This is a genomic window from Desulfallas sp. Bu1-1 (genome assembly GCF_015594625.1).
Taxonomy (GTDB): domain Bacteria; phylum Bacillota; class Desulfotomaculia; order Desulfotomaculales; family Desulfallaceae; genus JADNRQ01.
Genome location: NZ_JADNRQ010000022.1, coordinates 1 through 17,368 on the forward strand (window position 1 = coordinate 1; position 17,368 = coordinate 17,368).

General features: G+C 51.8%; 19 protein-coding genes. 6 read left to right on the forward strand and 13 right to left on the reverse strand.

Going from position 1 to position 17,368, the window contains the following annotated elements:
- Nucleotides 1–150 precede the first annotated feature (150 nt).
- The 6 genes from IT084_RS14905 to IT084_RS14930 all read left to right on the forward strand — a co-directional run bounded on the left by IT084_RS14905 (nucleotide 151) and on the right by IT084_RS14930 (nucleotide 7,151).
- The gene (locus IT084_RS14905) at nucleotides 151–1,035 is read left to right on the forward strand and encodes a bifunctional 2-polyprenyl-6-hydroxyphenol methylase/3-demethylubiquinol 3-O-methyltransferase UbiG (RefSeq protein ID WP_195713683.1); all 885 of its coding nucleotides are present in this window, start codon (nucleotides 151–153) and stop codon (nucleotides 1,033–1,035) included.
- Nucleotides 1,036–1,076: 41 nt separating this feature from the next.
- The gene (locus IT084_RS14910) at nucleotides 1,077–2,699 is read left to right on the forward strand and encodes an ABC transporter substrate-binding protein (protein ID WP_195713684.1); all 1,623 of its coding nucleotides are present in this window, start codon (nucleotides 1,077–1,079) and stop codon (nucleotides 2,697–2,699) included.
- 33 nt (nucleotides 2,700–2,732) lie between these two features.
- Nucleotides 2,733–3,707, forward strand: a complete 975-nt coding sequence (locus IT084_RS14915; RefSeq protein ID WP_195713728.1) for an ABC transporter permease — start codon at nucleotides 2,733–2,735, stop codon at nucleotides 3,705–3,707.
- Nucleotides 3,708–3,718: 11 nt separating this feature from the next.
- Nucleotides 3,719–4,573, forward strand: coding sequence for an ABC transporter permease (locus IT084_RS14920; protein WP_195713729.1), 855 nt, complete (start codon nucleotides 3,719–3,721; stop codon nucleotides 4,571–4,573).
- A 25-nt stretch (nucleotides 4,574–4,598) separates the two neighbouring features.
- On the forward strand, nucleotides 4,599–6,317 hold the full coding sequence (locus tag IT084_RS14925; RefSeq protein ID WP_195713685.1) for an ABC transporter ATP-binding protein: 1,719 nt from the start codon (nucleotides 4,599–4,601) through the stop codon (nucleotides 6,315–6,317).
- A 270-nt stretch (nucleotides 6,318–6,587) separates the two neighbouring features.
- The gene (locus IT084_RS14930) at nucleotides 6,588–7,151 is read left to right on the forward strand and encodes a Uma2 family endonuclease (protein WP_195713686.1); all 564 of its coding nucleotides are present in this window, start codon (nucleotides 6,588–6,590) and stop codon (nucleotides 7,149–7,151) included.
- A 63-nt stretch (nucleotides 7,152–7,214) separates the two neighbouring features.
- Here the strand turns inward: IT084_RS14930 and IT084_RS14935 are convergent, their stop codons facing one another.
- From IT084_RS14935 to IT084_RS14995, 13 genes are all read right to left on the reverse strand, one after another.
- Nucleotides 7,215–7,643: a type VII toxin-antitoxin system HepT family RNase toxin gene (locus tag IT084_RS14935; RefSeq protein ID WP_195713687.1), complete on the reverse strand. Its 429-nt coding sequence runs from the start codon at nucleotides 7,641–7,643 to the stop codon at nucleotides 7,215–7,217.
- Nucleotides 7,644–7,645: 2 nt separating this feature from the next.
- Nucleotides 7,646–8,074 (reverse strand): type VII toxin-antitoxin system MntA family adenylyltransferase antitoxin, encoded by a 429-nt coding sequence (locus IT084_RS14940; protein ID WP_195713688.1) that lies wholly within the window; start codon nucleotides 8,072–8,074, stop codon nucleotides 7,646–7,648.
- Nucleotides 8,075–8,276: 202 nt separating this feature from the next.
- A complete protein-coding gene (locus tag IT084_RS14945; RefSeq protein ID WP_195713689.1) occupies nucleotides 8,277–9,998 on the reverse strand; it encodes an NADH-dependent [FeFe] hydrogenase, group A6 in 1,722 nt (573 codons plus the stop codon).
- Nucleotides 9,999–10,011: 13 nt separating this feature from the next.
- Nucleotides 10,012–11,799, reverse strand: a complete 1,788-nt coding sequence (gene nuoF, locus IT084_RS14950) for an NADH-quinone oxidoreductase subunit NuoF (RefSeq protein WP_279327889.1) — start codon at nucleotides 11,797–11,799, stop codon at nucleotides 10,012–10,014.
- A gap of 83 nt (nucleotides 11,800–11,882) precedes the next feature.
- Entirely contained in the window at nucleotides 11,883–12,242 is a 360-nt protein-coding gene (locus tag IT084_RS14955) for a ferredoxin (RefSeq protein ID WP_195713691.1), read from the reverse strand.
- A complete protein-coding gene (locus IT084_RS14960) occupies nucleotides 12,217–12,789 on the reverse strand; it encodes an ATP-binding protein (protein ID WP_195713692.1) in 573 nt (190 codons plus the stop codon). The genes IT084_RS14955 and IT084_RS14960 overlap by 26 nt, the downstream gene beginning before the upstream one ends.
- Before the next feature lie 6 nt (nucleotides 12,790–12,795).
- The gene (locus tag IT084_RS14965; protein ID WP_195713693.1) at nucleotides 12,796–13,293 is read right to left on the reverse strand and encodes an NAD(P)H-dependent oxidoreductase subunit E; all 498 of its coding nucleotides are present in this window, start codon (nucleotides 13,291–13,293) and stop codon (nucleotides 12,796–12,798) included.
- Nucleotides 13,294–13,468: 175 nt separating this feature from the next.
- Nucleotides 13,469–13,819 (reverse strand): DRTGG domain-containing protein, encoded by a 351-nt coding sequence (locus tag IT084_RS14970; protein ID WP_195713694.1) that lies wholly within the window; start codon nucleotides 13,817–13,819, stop codon nucleotides 13,469–13,471.
- Nucleotides 13,803–15,149: a [Fe-Fe] hydrogenase large subunit C-terminal domain-containing protein gene (locus tag IT084_RS14975; protein WP_195713695.1), complete on the reverse strand. Its 1,347-nt coding sequence runs from the start codon at nucleotides 15,147–15,149 to the stop codon at nucleotides 13,803–13,805. The genes IT084_RS14970 and IT084_RS14975 overlap by 17 nt, the downstream gene beginning before the upstream one ends.
- A gap of 1 nt (nucleotide 15,150) precedes the next feature.
- Complete coding sequence (locus tag IT084_RS14980) at nucleotides 15,151–15,576, reverse strand: ATP-binding protein (protein ID WP_195713696.1); 426 nt, start codon at nucleotides 15,574–15,576, stop codon at nucleotides 15,151–15,153.
- 23 nt (nucleotides 15,577–15,599) lie between these two features.
- Complete coding sequence (locus IT084_RS14985) at nucleotides 15,600–15,941, reverse strand: DRTGG domain-containing protein (RefSeq protein ID WP_195713730.1); 342 nt, start codon at nucleotides 15,939–15,941, stop codon at nucleotides 15,600–15,602.
- A gap of 235 nt (nucleotides 15,942–16,176) precedes the next feature.
- Nucleotides 16,177–16,893 carry a metallophosphoesterase gene (locus IT084_RS14990; protein ID WP_195713697.1) on the reverse strand — a complete coding sequence of 239 codons (717 nt, stop codon included), beginning with the start codon at nucleotides 16,891–16,893 and terminating at the stop codon, nucleotides 16,177–16,179.
- Between the two features lie 42 nt (nucleotides 16,894–16,935).
- Complete coding sequence (locus IT084_RS14995) at nucleotides 16,936–17,298, reverse strand: metalloregulator ArsR/SmtB family transcription factor (RefSeq protein ID WP_195713698.1); 363 nt, start codon at nucleotides 17,296–17,298, stop codon at nucleotides 16,936–16,938.
- Between the last annotated feature and the right edge of the window lie 70 nt (nucleotides 17,299–17,368).

Below are 17,368 nucleotides of genomic sequence, written 5' to 3' on the forward strand. Positions count from 1 at the left end.
AATAATATCTAAATCAAGTATTTTGGCCATGATATAAAATCAAGGGGGGTTTTTGAGGTGAAGCTAAAAAAATGCAAAAAAATAAAGCCTGTATTTACAAGGCTTTAAGATTTTTCGAATGTACTACTGAATAGGAAAGGAGGTGGTTTTTTGCATTTATTTTCGGTTGGTGATCGCGAGTTTTGGATGAAACTCTGGCAAGATGCCCGGGAAAACTCGCTGTTAACACGGCGGCGTTGCCGTAGCGAGAAAGAGATGGTGGAAAATTGGAACCGGCGCGCCCGGTGGTTTGCCTGTTGCACCGGTGACGACAAGGGGCAGCAGAGGAGAAAAGCGGTGCTTGACACATTGAAGCGGGAAGGGGTCATTGGACCTGAGGTCAAAGTGCTGGATATCGGGGCCGGGCCGGGTAACTATGCCATCCCCATGGCCCGGTTGTGCGAGCAGGTAACCGCCCTTGAACCTGCCGCCGAGATGGTAAAAATATTGGAAGACAGGGCAAGGACCGAGCGGATAGAAAACATTACTATTATTCAGCGAACCTGGCAGGAAGTGGAGGTGGAAAAAGACGGGCTGGCCGGCCGGTTTGATCTGGTGTTTGCCTCGATGACACCCGGGGTGCGAGACCCGGAAACACTGCAAAAAATGCTTGCAGCGTCAAGGAAGTTTTGCTGCTTAGGCGCTTTTTCCGGCCAACGTTGGGGGCAGGCGTACCGCGATCTCTGGCAACGGTTCTTTGGTGAAGATATAGGTGATAATCCAGGAGATATTATTTATCCTTTTGGTTTGCTCTATGCCATGGGTTACCGGCCTAACCTCAATTTTTTTACCATTAACCGGGTAGATGAGGAACCGGTAGAAAAAGCAGTGGAGAATTTGTCAAGGTTTTTCTGGAGTTATATGGATATCACTCCCGAAGTCAAGCAGACAATCGAACATTATGTAAAAGAGCATGCCGAAAACGGCGTTTTTCGCCAGGAAACCACCTTTTGCACCGGTATGATGCTGTGGCGGGTTGATGAAATTTTTACATAAGTTAAGACTTTAGGATTTTATTTAGAATTGGAGGTGGCACAATGCCCAGAAAATGCTTTTTAATTGTATTACTGCTGGTTATATCATTAAGCCTTCTTCTGTTTGGTTGTGGGACAGATCAAGCCAGGGATGACCAGAAACCTGGCGTAGCGAAGGGGGGGGAACAGCAGCAGGTAGATATTATCAGGCTGGCCGGGGGAGATTGGGGTTACCTCAGTCCTTATGCCCATTATCCCAGAGGGCCGGGAAGTTTTAAGATGCGCTTGATTTTTGACAGCCTTCTGGATCGGGATGAAAAGGGACTTATTCCCTGGTTAGCTGAAAAATATGAAATTAAAGAAGGCGGTAAACAGTACCTGTTTACCCTTCGGGATGGCGTAAAATGGCAAGATGGGAAACCATTAACGGCTCAGGATGTTAAATTCACTTTTGAATATGCAAGTAAATATCCCATGGTGTCGTCATCATTTAGCAGTGAAGATATTGAAAAAGTAGAAATAGTTGGAAATCGCCAGGTTTTGGTTACCGTTTCGGAACCGAATGCAGCTATGCTTTATAACCTGGGCTTGACTCCCATTATTCCTAAACACATCTGGGAAAACATTGATAACCCGAAGGAGTTTACAAAGCCGGAAGCGGTCATTGGGAGTGGTCCCTACCGCTTGACGGGCTACAGCAAGGAGCACGGAACTTACCGCCTGGAAGCTTTTACAGATTACTGGGGGCCCGGGCAGAGAGTCAAGGTTATTGAATTTGTGCCGGTTAGTGAAGAAATTTTAGCCTTTGAAAAAGGGGAAATTGATCTGGCAGGTGTTACTCCCGATGTATTGCCCCGTTTTCAAAATGACCCGCAGTACAAAGTAGTAAAAAGTCCGGGTTTCTGGGGATATCGTTTGCTATTTAACATGGGCGATTACCCGGTTTTGCGGCATAAAGAATTCAGGCAGGCCATGGCTTACGCCATTGATGCCAATGAATTGATTGAAAAGGTGGCCCGTGGCGCTGCTGTTCCCGGCAGTGCGGGAATCCTGCCTCCCGACCATGTAATGTATAATCCCAATGTCAAGCAATATGACCTTGATTTAAAGAAAGCGGAAGAGTTGCTGGTGAAGTTAGGTTACGACAGGCTGGACCAGAATGCTATTCGCCAAAACCAAAATGGTGAAAAGCTCTCCTTTAACTTGCTTGTCGGTGATGAGGTCAGGTTGGCGGAAGTCTTAAAGGAGCAACTGGCCAAGGCAGGTATTGAGATAAAAGTGCAAAGCGTGGATATGAAGACCCGGGATGCTCGTGTTAGGGAGAATAAATATCAGCTAGCTATCACAGGACACGGTGGATGGGGCAATGATCCGGATTATTTGCGCGAAAGGTTTGCCGGTCGCTCCAGGGGGGGAATTTCACCTGCCGCTTCAGGCTTGCAGGGTTACAAAAACGATGAATTGAACGCTTTACTGGAAAAACAGCGTCTGGAATTTGACGAACAAAAACGTAAAGAATTAATATTTAAAGCTCAGGAAATTTTGGCCGAAGATGTCCCGGAGATACCCATTTACTATACTACCGGTTACAGCGTGTACAGGCCGGCCAAATATGACGGGTGGATGTTCATGTACGATCACCATTCTTTATCTCACAGTAAGCTATCTTACCTGGAAAGGGGTTAATCTTAATTGAGAAGGAAGAGGGTTACCAGGCTAATGGAATATCTTTTTACCATTTGGATCTTAGTGACCCTCAACTTTTTACTTCCCCGGGCTATGCCTGGTGATCCCTTTTTGTACATGTCTGCAGACGAAGGCCAGGAGGTGGCGAGGTTTTCGGAGGAACAGAGACAGTATTATCTTGAATACTACGGGCTGGACCGGCCTGTTGCCGGGCAGTACCTGTCATACATGTCTGATTTGTTGCGGGGGAATTTAGGATACAGTTTGTATTATAATGAACCGGTGAGCACTATCATCCTGCGCCGGTTACCGTGGACAACTTTTCTGGTAATAGCGGCAGTGCTGCTGAGTACTGTCTTCGGTACTATTCTGGGCAGCATATCCGCCTGGTACCGGGAGAAATGGCCGGACAAATTCTTGTTTTTTTGCTTGATTCTCCTGTCAGAGGTTCCGGCCTTTCTCCTGGGTCTCGTTTTACTTTTTACATTTGCCGCGGGGTTGGGATTATTCCCCCTGTCGGGGGCCATCACACATTTTGCCAATTATAGTAGTTGGTGGGAAAGGTTGTTCGATATCTTGCATCATGCTTTCCTGCCCGTAATGGCCTTGACCATTGCCCGGCTGGGCGGTATGTATTTGCTTTCCAGAAACAGTATGACGACCGTGCTGGAAAAGGATTACCTGCGTACTGCATGGGCCAAAGGGCTTCCCAAAAAACGCATCATTTTTCGCCATGCCTTGAGGAATGCCATGCTTCCCATAGTAACGCGGGTGTTTTTAAGCCTTGGTTCACTTGTGGGTGGCGCAATTCTGGTGGAAAATGTTTTTGCCTACCCGGGGCTGGGGCATTTAATGAGGGAAGCAGTTATGGTCCACGATTATCCGCTTGTTCAGGGGATTTTCCTGGTGGTAACCATATGTGTTTTGCTGGCTAATTTTCTAGCCGATTTAGTTTACAAGAAGCTTGACCCGCGGATTAGTGACTATAGCGGGATACATGGGGGATAACCTTGGGGAGAATGCCGGAGTTGCTGGTGAAAATAGTCGAGCGGGTAAAAGAATTTTCCCTGCCGGGAAAAGCCGGCCTGGTGGTGATTTTGGTTGTCCTGCTGGTAGCTATCCTGGCTCCTTATATTTCAATCCATCCCCACAATATCTCATCGGGACCGCCCCTCTCGCCGCCGGGAGGAGGGCACCCTTTGGGTACCGACGAGCTTGGTGTTGACCTCTGGGCCCAGATATGCTACGGGGCCAGGGTCAGCTTGCTCGTGGGTTTTGGCACGGCCTTATTGGCAGCCCTGGGTGGCGGCCTGATTGGTATTGTTTCGGGGTACCTGGGCGGGTGGCCCGATAAGGTTTTAATGAGGTTAATTGATATTATGATTGTGTTGCCGGACCTGCCGGTGATGATTGTGCTGGCAGCTTTTTTCGGTCCCAGTCTTCTAAATATCATTTTAGTACTGGCCCTGTTTTCCTGGGTTTTCCCCGCCAGAATCGTGCGTTCCCAGATACTGATGTTGAAGGAACGGAGCTATATCAAATCGGCGGAGACATATGGTGCCGGCGTCTGGTATCTAATGTGGAAGCATTTTCTCCCGGAAGTTTTCCCTTTGGTGGCAGTAAATATGATCAGGCTTTCGGGGAGGGCAATTGTTGCCGAAGCCGGGCTTTCTTTTCTGGGGTTGGGGGACCCTACTTCCAAAAGCTGGGGTTTAATCATTCACCATGCTACCAATTTTAAGGGGATATACTATACGGACTTCTGGAAATGGTGGTTGCTATACCCATGGCTGGCCTTGATTATAATGGTAATTTCCCTGGCCTTTATCAGCCGTGAGCTGGAACGAATGGTCGACCCGCGCCTGGGAAGGTAAACATTTATACTTGGGGGTATCCGCCGTGACCGCTGATCAATATTTGCTGGAAATAAAAAACCTGTCCATTACGTATCATGCCGTACACCCGCCGGTAAAGGCCGTTGACGGCGTGTCCTTGCAACTTCGAAAAGGAGAGAGCCTGGGGATTATTGGGGAATCCGGGTGTGGGAAAAGTACCCTGGCCCTGGGGATAATGGGGTTGATCAAACAGGGTATCGTTGAAGGGGAAATAATTTACAAGGGGCAAAACCTGGTGGGGTTGCCGGAAAAGAGACTGAGAAATTATCGCTGGAAAGATATGGCCATGGTGTTTCAAAACTCCCTGGAAGTGCTTAATCCCGTACTCAGCATTGGAGAACAAATAGGAGAGCCTTTGCGGGCTCATTATAACTTATCCCCCATGGAGATTGACCAAAAGGTTGTAAAATTATTGGAAATGGCAGGCCTTGAGCCGGAGTGGCGGCACTATTACCCGCACCAGTTATCAGGGGGAATGAGGCAGCGGGTACTTTTGGCCATGGCTTTGTCCTGTGATCCGGAACTGCTGATTGTGGATGAGCCTACCACCTCGCTGGACCCTGCAAGTAAAAATGAAGTTTTGCAGTTGCTGCAGAAATTGCAGAAAAAGTTGGGCTTTGCCATGATTTTAATATCCCATGATTTGGGAGCAGTTAAAAAGCTTACCTCCAGAGTTATGACCCTGTACTGCGGGCGCGTGGTCGAGTCGGGGATCACCTCTGAGGTGCTTAAAAATCCCATGCACTGTTATACCCGCGGATTGCTGAATTCTTCCCCCAATTTCTTTAGATATAAAGACCTGTGGGGAATTGGCGGAGAGCCTCCCCTGGGAGGCTCTATAGAAGGTTGTGCTTTTTATCCCCGGTGTTGCCAGGGAGAAGAAAGTTGCAGTCAGACCAGACCTCCCCTCAGGTATGTAGCCCTTGAGCGCATGGTAGCCTGTCACAAGGGAGGCATCGAAACGTTCCTCAGGGCTGAAGGGATTCGAAAAAAATATATATTAAAGGACAGAGAAATTGAGGCAGTGAAAGGAGTTAGCCTGGAAATTAAAAGCGGTGAGGTGGTGGCCCTGGTGGGGGAATCCGGTTCCGGCAAATCTACGCTTGCCCACATTTTGGCAGGGGTTTTGCCGGCCGGTGCGGGCCAGGTATTTTTTAAAAACAAAAAGGTGGAGGGAAGATGGGCCACTAAAATGCTGGGAGGTATGCAAATAATCTTCCAGGATCCATTCTCTGCCACCAGTCACCGCATGAAGGTTCTGGAAGTGGTTAGAGAACCGCTGGACATAATTAAGTGGGGCAGTAAAGAAGAAAGGGAAGCAGAAGCGATTAAGGCTTTACAGAAGGTACAGTTGCCCGTCTCCCCGGAATTTTTAAATCGTTACTGTTACGCCTTAAGTGGAGGACAGCGACAACGTCTGGCAATCGCGCGCGCCCTGGTAACAAAACCGAAATTATTGATTGCAGACGAAGTAACCTCGATGCTGGATCCTTCTACCCAGGCCAATCTTTTAAGGGAACTAAAGGGACTCCAGAACAGGCATGGATTTGCCATGCTATATATTACTCACGATTTGCATCTGGCCCGTAAAATTGCCGATAAAGTTTATGTTATGTATCGAGGTGAAATAGTGGAAGCAGGCGTATCCTTCGAAATATTCGAAAACCCGGAACATGTTTATACAAAAAGACTCTTGAGAGAGGCCTTCAGAGATTTGGTTTGATCTGAATGCCGGGCGAACCGCCGGTTCTCGACGCCAGGCCGGCAATAATTACGCTGCTGTCCAGGAATACTTTAATCTGTTTCATAATTTCAGCCGGAATGGTGAACTGCCCTTTGCCCCAGACACGTACCTTTTTGTCCTCCGCTACTCATTTTTGCAGCCGGGCGGGCTGGAAAGTTTGCGCAAACCGCAGCGTTCAGTTAAAATAATGAAAAAACCATGGATGAAAACAATACCGAAACCAGTACCGGAGAAAAGGAGGTGCGCTAAATGAACGTCGTTCCGGGTGAGCTGGCGGCCGGCCGGCAAAGGTATACCTACGAAGATTACTGCCGCCTTCCGGAAGGGTCACCCTATCAACTGATTGGGGGGGAGCTGGTCATAACGCCCTCGCCCACACCATACCACCAGATGGTGTCCATGAAACTGGAATTAAAAATGGCGGGCTTTGTCCTGGAAAAGGGACTGGGCATTGTTTTGTACGCTCCTGTGGACGTCTACCTGGAGGAAACGGAAACCTACCAGCCGGACATAATTTATATTTCCAACGAAAGGCTGTCCATTATCGAAGAGAAGCGGATTAACGGCGCCCCGGACCTGGTGGTGGAGATCCTTTCCCCCGGTACCGGTTATTACGACCTGCGGGTCAAGTACAAGGTTTACCAAAAGAGCGGCGTCAGGGAATACTGGATCGTTGATCCCCATAGTAAATCGGTCCAGGTTTTTTGCCTGGAGGGGGGGAAATATACCCTGGACCAGGAAGTGGAGCAACAGGGGGCGGTTCAATCCCGTGTCATCGCCGGGTTTACGGTACAGGTGGAAAGTATTTTTTGAAAAAATGGCGTAATGCCGGTGCGAACGATACAGGGAGGGCAATTGTTGGAAAGCAGGGACGGCTTAAACCCCTTGTTTGGCTTTGTACTTTAAAATGTGGCTACAGAACTCTTCAAAATCGCCGAGTTTCTTTTGTATGATACTATACATTTCTTCCGGGGTTACTTCCGCATAACCATGCACCAGGCGGTTGCGATATCCGGCCATGCCTTTAATTTTTTCCGTAAATTGCGGGGGGATAATTTGTTCCCTGCCCAGGGTCAAGATGATTGACCGGTAATCTACCGGGTGCCCCAATCCCTGCTTGGCCATGATGTGCCTGCCAATGTCAAACATGCTTTCCAGTGCCCGGCGCAGGTGATGTTCCGCAATGGCATAGTTATCAGGATCAGCTAAAAACTGCTCCCGGGTTAGAGCGGCTATTTTTTTCAGCCTGGCCATTGAGCGGTTGATAAGATCAATGCGGTTGTGAATCAGGTCCTTGTTAATCAAGTCTAAACCCTCCCGTTATTACCCGCCGTCAGCTCTTCCGCCATTTCCCGGTAATACATGTCCAGGACGGGTTTGAAGTCCAGATAATCCCTTACAGTCATGTCCTCAAAGTCGGTACGGAAATCTTCATTTGAACAAAAAATGATTTTACCGTCTTTAATAACGGTAAATTTCAGGTATATGGGAGCCCTTTGTAAAAATAGAAGATCTACTTCCAGGGGCGCCAAAAGTTCAGCTACAGTATCCTGGAGTTCTATTTCCAGATCCAGGTTGTGTTTTTCGGGGGAATAGCCGTCAAAAACCACTGCCAGGTCCATATCACTATCAGGGTAATAATTTTCCCCGGCGCGCGAACCAAAGAGGTAACAGCACGAAACCCCGTAAGATTCGAAAACCGGCAATAATTTTTCGCGCAACAATTGTAGATCCAAAAACTCCACCCCGCAGGCAGTATATTTCAATAAATGATATACATGGAACCAGTGCTGTCAAGTTAAAGTATAACACGCGGGTTCGGCAAAATCCAACCTGGTCCGGCGGTCATGCGGAATGGTTTGTTAATATCTGTGTCATTACCGGGTTTGCGGTACAGTTGGTGCGCGGTCATGGATGACCGCGCACCAACTACGTGAATTAATACCTGCTGCGCGGTACGTAACGGGTGTGCAGTAGTTCATGTGACTTGTGGCTCAGGGGCTCGCCCAGAAATTCCTGGTATAACGCCTGCACCGCCGGGTTTTCGTGCGACTTGCGCAATTGCATGGCCCTGTCGGCACTGTAAATGCCGGCCGTCCTTTTTGCCCTGATTTCGTTGTTGGTGGGTATGGGCTGGCCGCCGCCGCCAATGCAGCCGCCGGGGCAGCACATCACTTCAATAAAATGGTAGGGATGGCCGTTTTTAACCCTTTCCAGGATTTCCCGGGCGTTGGCCAGGCCGTGGGCCACGGCGACATTCAACGTGGTTCCCTTTAAGTCCACGGACGCTTCCTTGATCCCTTCCAGGCCCCGGGCTTCGTTAAAATCCAGGGAGGGCGGGGTGTCCCCGGTCACCAGCTCGTATGCCGTGCGCAGGGCCGCCTCCATCACGCCCCCGGTGGAACCGAAGAGGACTCCCGCGCCGGTGGAGATGCCCAGGGGATCGTCATATGCTTCTTCCGGGAGCGCGCTGAAATCAATGCCGGCTTCCTTCAGCATTTTACCCAGTTCCCGGGTGGTCAGGACCACATCGACGTCCCGCCGGCCGCTGCCGTTCATTTCCTCCCGCCCGGCTTCAAACTTTTTGGCCGTGCAGGGCATGATGGAAACCACGAAGATATCGTCCGGGCTGATGCCCGCCTTTTCGGCGTAGTAGGTTTTGGCCAGCGCTCCGAACATTTGTTGGGGTGATTTGCAGGTGGAGAGGTGCGGGAGCAGCTCCGGGTAAAAGTGTTCGATAAATTTAATCCAACCGGGGCTGCAGGAAGTGATCAGCGGCAGTTTGCCGCCCTCCCGCAGGCGCTTGATCAACTCGCTGCCCTCTTCCATGATGGTTAAGTCGGCGGTGAAATCGGTGTCGAAAATCTTGGCAAATCCGAGCCTTCTGAGGGCGGCCACCAGTTGCCCGGTGACCACGCTGCCCGGTGCCAGGCCGAACATCTCCCCGATGCTGACCCGGACGGCCGGGGCGGTTTGCACCACTACGTGCTTGCCGGGGTCCGCCAGGGCGGCCCAAACCTCGGCGGTCTGGTCTTTTTCATGAATGGCGGCGGTGGGGCAGACCAGGGCGCACTGGCCGCAGTTGACGCAGGCCACATCGCCCAGGGGTTCCAGGAATGCCGGCGCGACAATGGTTTTAAAACCCCGTTCCTGGGGGGCGATGGCGCTGACCTGCTGCACCTTTTCACACACGCTGACGCAGCGGCGGCAGAGGATGCATTTGCGGGGGTCACGCACCAGGGAGGGGCTGGAACGGTCCGGTTCGTACGGCGGCGTATCCCCGGCGAACCTGATCTCGTCAAGGCCCAGCTCCGAGGCCAGTCGCTGCAGTTCACAGTTGGTGTTGCGGGGGCAGGTCAAGCATTCCCGGGGATGGTTGGACATGATCAGTTCCAGGTTCAGCTTCCGGGCCCGGCGCACCGCGGGAGTGTTGGTGCGCACCACCATGCCGTCGGCCACGGGGGTGACGCAGGATGTTTGCAGGGTTCTGGCCCCCTGCACTTCCACCAGGCAAATCCGGCAGGCCCCGATTGCATTTATTTCTTCCAGGTAGCAGAGGGTGGGAATTTTAATGCCGGCCTTTTTCGCCGCTTCCAGAACGGAGGTGCCGGGTTCCGCCGCAACTTGGATTCCGTCTATGGTAAGCATTACCTGTGACATGTTGATTCCTCCATTAAACTGTAATAATGGCGTTGAACTTGCACTTTTGCTCGCAGGTGCCGCACTTGACGCATTTTGCCGCGTCGATCACGTGCGGTTTTTTCTTGTCGCCGGTGATGGCACCGGCGGGGCATTCTTTGGCGCACAGGCCGCAGCCCCGGCATAACTCCGGGTTGATGTAATAAGTCAGCAAATCCCGGCAGGCGCCGGCGGGGCACTTTTTGTCCCTGATGTGCGCTTCGTACTCGTGGCGGAAATAACGCAGGGTGCTCAGCACGGGGTTCGGGGCGGTTTGTCCCAGCCCGCACAGGGCGGAGTCCTTGATGCCCCGGCTCAGTTCTTCCAGCAGTTCGATATCCCCTTCCCGCCCCTGGCCGGAAGTAATACGGTTTAAAATTTCCAGCATGCGCTTGGTGCCGATGCGGCAGGGCGAGCACTTGCCACAGGACTCCTCCTGGACAAACTCCAGGAAGAACTTGGCCAGGTCCACCATGCAGGTGTCTTCGTCCACAATGATCATGCCACCGGAGCCCATGATGGTCCCGAGCTTGGTCAGGGATTCATAATCAACCGGCGTATCCAGGTATTCTTCCGGGATGCACCCGCCGGAAGGCCCTCCGGTTTGAACGGCTTTAAATTTTTTACCACCGGGGATGCCGCCGCCGATTTCAAAGATAATTTCCCGCAGCGTCGTCCCCATGGGCACTTCCACCAGACCGGTGTTGTTCACTTTTCCCGCCAGGGCAAACACCTTGGTGCCCTTGCTTTTTTCAGTTCCGATGGAGGCGAACCACTCTGCGCCGTTTAAAATAATGGGTGGTATATTGGCAAATGTTTCTACATTATTGATCACCGTGGGTTTGCCCCAGAGTCCTTCCTGGGCCGGGAACGGCGGTTTGGGGCGGGGTTCGCCGCGTTTTCCTTCAATGGAGGCCAGCAGTGCCGTTTCCTCGCCGCATACGAACGCGCCGGCCCCGACCCTGATTTCAACATCAAAGTTGAACCCGGTGCCGAAGATGTTTTCGCCCATCAGGCCGTACTCGCGGGCTTTACTGATGGCTGTTTCCAACCGCTCCACCGCCAGCGGGTACTCCGCCCGCACGTAAATATAGCCCTTGGATGAACCGATGGCGTAGCCGCAGATGGCCATGGCTTCCAGCACGGAGTGCGGGTCGCCTTCCAGAATGCTGCGGTCCATGAAGGCGCCCGGGTCGCCTTCATCGGCGTTGCAGACCACGTATTTGGGGTTTCCGGCCGCCCGGGCGGTTAATTCCCATTTAAGCCCGGTGGGGAAGCCGGCCCCGCCGCGCCCCCGCAGGCCGGATCCCTTGATGGTGTCCACCACCTGCTGGGGCGTCATTTGCGACAAAACCTTGCCGAGGGCGCGATAGCCGTCCCGGGCTATGTATTCTTCAACGGATTCCGGGTTGATTATTCCGGTGTTGCGCAGGGCGATCCGGGTCTGCCTTTTGAAAAAATCCAGCTGGTCAAAGCTGGTGACCTGATCCGGGTCGCCGGGTTGCCGGTGCAGCAGCCGGGTGACCACTTTCCCCTTCAACAGGTGCTCGCTGACTATTTCGGCTGCGTCTTCGGGTTTCAGCTTGCGGTAAAAAACCCCGTCCGGAAAGATCATTACCACCGGGCCCAGGTCGCAGGGACCCATGCAGCCGGTTTCCACAACCTTGACCTCTTTCGCCAGCCCGTATTGATCGATGTTTTCCTGGAGCGCGCTTTGCACCGCTTTGCAGGCCGAGGATATGCAGCCCGCTCCGGCGCATACCAGCACGTGGGACCTGTACATTTCCATCGTTATATATCCTCCTTGTCGTGTTGGACGGAAATAATAAACGTGTTGTTGACTACCGCCAGGTACATGTTATGAATTTAGTGATCCGGCGTGGTCCAATCCTTGATCACTTTACCTTCCACAAGGTGTTTTCTGACGATTTCCTTCGCTTTTTCCCGGTCGACGTTTACATACGTGGTTTTTTCCATGCCTTTGACAATTTCCACCAGCGGCTCGTGCTGGCACAGGCCCGCACAGCTGGTCTGGGTCAGTGCCACCCCGCCCAGTCCCTGCTCTTTAAGCTCTTCCAGCAGCGCCTTGACGGTTTCCCGGGCGCCGGCGGCGATGCCGCAAGTGCCCATGCTTACTTTTACGGTCACCTCGTGGTCCTTGTCCCTTACTTTCATCTGTTGCTGCAGTTTTTCACGCAGCTTATCCAGTTCGTCCAAGCTTTTCATTGTTTCTCCTCCTCAGTTCCTTGACCTGGTTGGCCAGGTAATTTTTCAACCACACCAGCACTTCGGGTGTCTGCAGGGGGATGCCCTTTAACAGGGATTTGAACTCCCTCGTAGTAAAAATGAAGATTTCCCCGTTATACTGGTGCCGGTAAATTAAATCCAACCCCTGGTTGCCCGCCAGCAGGGCGGTCAGGGTGCCGGCCACGTCGCCCAGGGGTGCACGGTCCAGGTGATCGTAGGGAAAGGTGGCCGTTACGGCGGTCCCTTTCCGGGGCAGCGCCCTGATCTCCAGAGTGCCGCCGCACCTGTCCACGGCTTCCCGGAGCAGGGGGATGCCCAGCCCCATACGTTTGTGTTTTTTAGTGGTATAAAAAGGGTCGAGTAGTTTGGGAATGTCCTGCGTGGCGATGCCGCGGCCGTTATCCAGCACATGGAATTGCAGCGTATTGTCCCCGGTGTCTTCACGGATGGTGATTTCCAGCTCGGTGGCACCCGCTTCCAGGGAATTGACTGCGATGTCAAGCAGGTGCTGGGACAACTCTTCCATCTGATGTCACTCCTTGTCGTATTTTGATAAAATGTCCGCCAGCTTGCCCGTATGGACCCGGCCGTACACGTCGTCGTCCACCGTAACCACCGGTCCCAGGCCGCAGGCGCCCAGGCAGCGAACCACGTCCACGGAAAACTTTCCGTCTTCGGTGGTGTCGCCGGGTTTGACCTGCAGGTCTTCTTCCAGCTTGTTCAGTAGCTGGTTGGCTCCCCTCACGTAGCACGCCGTTCCCGCGCAGACGTGGATCTTATGCCTGCCCTTGGGTTTGGTGGTGAACAGAGAATAAAAAGAAACGACGCCGTAAACCCTGGTCAGGGGCACGTCAAGTTTTTCGGCCACTTTGACCTGCACTTCCCGGGGCAGGTACCCGATTACGTTTTGGGCCTTGTGCAGTACCTGGATCAAGCTTCCGGGTTGCCCCCGGTATGATTCCAGTATCCGGTCGACTTCGGCCAGGTGGTCCGGGGTCAATTGAGCGTGGCATGAACAGCTGTTTGACATGTTGTAAACCTCCTTGCGTTTGATGGGTATTACCTAGAATACTTTTATAAAATTTCTTTATATGTTTAGCCAGCGAATCAATAAGCAAATTGAATCATCATCAGGTCTCTTATCTATTGCGTCACCCGGTGTTACACGTCTTATGTTTTGTAATTTTTATTAAAAATTTATACATCTAAATCATTGAATAATCTGATAATATTTTGTAGAGTTTGCCCGCGGCTTGAAAGTTATTAAAGGGAGTGGTAAACAGGGGAATCCCTTCTTTGCCGGCTGTTTCCAGGGTGTCCGGGTCGGGCGGGCGGTTGCCCGTGATGATCAACCCGCTCAGGTTAACCAGTGCGGCCACCGCAACTATGTTACGGTGGCGGTGGATGGTTATCCAGAGGTCGCCGGGGGATGCGTGGGCCAGCACGTCGCTCAACAGGTCGCCGCAATAAGCGCCACGGATTTTTCTTTCCAGGTCGACGTTTTTGGTTTGTAGCGTCAACTCCAGTGTTTTGATGATGCTATTCCAAAGATTCATTGTTTGCGCCCTCCTTGCCGCTTTTTGCCGGCTCCCGTCCCATCGCGGGCGGCTGCATGTGCGACAGGTCCACTATTTCTCTGGCCAGTTGCTGTAATTTTTCCCGGAGTTTGAATATGCAGTAGGATGTTTCCGCATAACCCCGGACAATGTCCTCCGCCAGCGCCCGGCAGTTGGGGGAACCGCAGGAACCGCAATCCAGGCCCGGTAGAATGGAGGTGATTTGTTCCACTTCTTCCAGCATGCTGATGGCCCGGTCGATGTCATCGCTGAGCTTCAGCGCGGGGCGGGGTTCAATGGGTTTGGTAAGCAGGCAGAAATCGTCGTCGACGGTATCCGGAAACTGTTCTTCACGCGCGCTTAGTTTTTTGAGCAGGTTTTCCATCCGGACCCGGGACACAAAGGGATTCTGCGGTACCAGGGGGCCGCCGATGCATCCCCCGGTGCAGGCCTGCGCTTCCACGTAATCGATATCTCCCAGGCCTCCCCGCTCGATTTCCTCCAGGACGTTGATAACATTATGAATTCCGTCCACGGCCAGCAGCGAGTGATCCTTGATGGCATGGTTTTCCCCGCCCGTCTTGCCCCAGCCCACACCCCGGGCCGGGGACCTGCTGGTTGCCAGTTTTGTGCGCGGTGATTCCAGCCGGTTTAAAATTTCACCATAAATAGTGGACATAGATATAGCCCCGTCCACGTATGAACGGTCGCCAAAGGGCTGCTTAATGGCCGTAACCTTGGCCGGGCAGGGAGTAATAAAGAAAATGCCGATTTCCTCACTTTTCAGGCCACGCTCCCGGATAGCTTTTTCCCTGGCCAGGCGGGCGGAAATTTCCATGGGTGTGTCGATCATGACAATATGTTCAAGCAACCCGGGAAAACGCACCTGCATCAACCTGACCACGGCGGGGCAGGCCGAGGAAATCAACGGCCTGGGATGGCTTTTTTGGCCGAGGTAGCGGCGCAGTGCATTGGAAACGATTTCCGCACCCACGGCTACTTCATAATAATCGTCAAAACCGGTATCCAAAAGCGCCCCGAGAATATGGTGCGGCATGACCCGGGGGCCGAACTGGGCATAGAGGGAGGGTGCCGGCAGGGCAATGGTGTAATTGTACTCGGACAGGCGTTCCAGGGGATCGGTAATGGCAAGCTTGGCGCGGTTGGGGCAGATGCGGATGCATTCCCCGCAGTCGATGCATCGCTCTTCAATAATTCTGGCCCGGCCTTCCCGCACCCGGATGGCCTCCGTGGGGCAGTGTTTGATGCAGTTTGTACAGCCCTTGCATTTGTCGGGATCGAGCATTACGGAATGAAAATATTTTGGCATCTTATACACCACTTGTCCGGTTCATAATAGTTGACGTCAGTTTTGTTCCTATACCCACTTTGGAATCGATGTGCAGTTCATCCGAACTGCGTTGGATGTTGGGTAAACCCATCCCGGCCCCAAAGCCCATTTCCCGGATGTGCGGGGGGGCGGTGGAGTACCCTTCCTGCAGGGCCAGGGAAATGTCGGGGATACCCGGGCCCTCGTCCGCGGCTTCGATTTCAACCCGGTCGGGATAAACGCGGGCGGTGAGGGTGCCGCTCCGGGCATGAATGACAATGTTCATTTCCGCTTCATAGGCTACGATTACACTTTTTCTGACGGTTTCAACTTCCATTCCCACCAGCTGGAGAGCTTTTTTGATTTTGGCGGCAGCCTCTCCGGCCCGCGTAAAGTCCATGCCCTCGATAACAAACTCCAGCTTCACAATTTATCACTCTCCACCGGCAATTAAGAACTGCGCAGGCCGTGCTGGTACAACAGGCCGCAACTTTCAAAGAGAAAGCGCCTGGTCACCATCAGCGGCAGTTTTTTCTCCCTCGCCACCCGGATAATGTCCCGGCCCGGTTTTTTGCCGCGAACGAAGAGTATGGCCCTGGCCTCGATCATGTCCGCCACGCGAACGATCTGGATGTTGGTAAGCCCGGTGATTAAAAGGCATTCCGGCCTGGAAAAACACAGCGAGTCGCTGATCAGATCGCAGCCGAAACCGGAACTGACTTCAATATCAAGCATGTCCTCGCCGGTGATGACCTCGGCGTCCAAAATGCGCCTAACATCGTCCAGTTTAATGGGTAGTCACCTGCCAATAAACAAATCTTATTAATAATAGGCCATGATCATAAATAACTATTATAGTAATTGATAAAAATATATTATATCATTATAATAAAGCTTATATTTAAAAAAATCAATTATTTTATATAAAATCAGACTGTTTAAAAACTATAAACTTTTTACCGTTAGCACCTCATATTTTTCCCCTTGCCGCCGCATTGTTGCCTTAAACCGGGATAGGGAGCTTCATTTAACCAATCCCCGTTCTAATAATCGAAGCGAATTCAACAGGAAGCCCCACTTTTTCCACGGCCCGGGCGGCGGATTCGTAGTCGTATGGAACTTTGATAAAATCCACCCGGATATCATTATCCATTTCAATCAGCGCATACACCGCCTGCGGGTCGCCGTGTTTAGGCTTGCCCGCGCTACCGGCGTTAATTACGTACCGGCCTTCAACAACCCGGAAATATGGCAAATGGGTATGGCCGCACACCAACACGTCAGCGTCTGCTTCCTCCAGCATGGTTAGCACCTCGGCGGCGGGCACGTCCTCGTAAAGGTATTCGTTTAATTGACGCGGGCTGCCGTGTACAAACAACACTTTGCGCCCGCCGATTTCTTTGCTAATTCTGTCCGGTAGGGTTTGCATGAATTCTTTGCTGGACTGACTGGTATTTTCAGAGGTCCAAATAATTGATTTCAACCCCAATTCGTGAGCCTTCTCGTCTTTATAGTCACACCCGCAGACCAGGCGCTGGTTGGCGATGGCATCGTCATAATTACCCATTACGGTAAGGATGCCACTCTCCCGAATGGTTTGTACCACCGCATCGGGATAAGCCCCGTACCCCACTAGGTCGCCCAGACAGACCATAAAGTCCGGTTCGCGGCTTTGTATGTCTGCCAAAACTGCATCCAGGGCATGTTTGTTTCCGTGGATATCAGAAAATACTGCTATTCGCATATTTATTCCCCCTACCGCTAGCCCGCATAGCCAGCTCTAATTTTATTTTGCCTTTAGGCAGGAGTGCACTTCTTTTTCAATGCGCAGACAGGCACCGTAATTCCGGTGAGTCTGCCGGTTTTCCAGGTTATCACGTATTTGATCAAACAAGTCATTATTGATAGAGACCAACCGTTGTGTAAAAACCTTTTTATTCAAGGAGTAAAATACCCAACGGCCATCTTTGTCATCACGCACTATTCCGTTTTTCTTTAAAATCCTGAGGTGGTGGGAAACAGCTGGCTGAGACATCCCTAGCTCATCCATGATTTCGCAGACGCACATATCCCGCCGGGATAACATCATGATAATTTTCAGCCGGGTTTCGTCGGCGATCAGCTTGAGAAAATCAAGTAAATCCTTCATATTCTTTTCTCCCATTTAAATTGCCATGCCGGAAGGCATATTACACCTCCCGGCTATTCTCATTTTATTA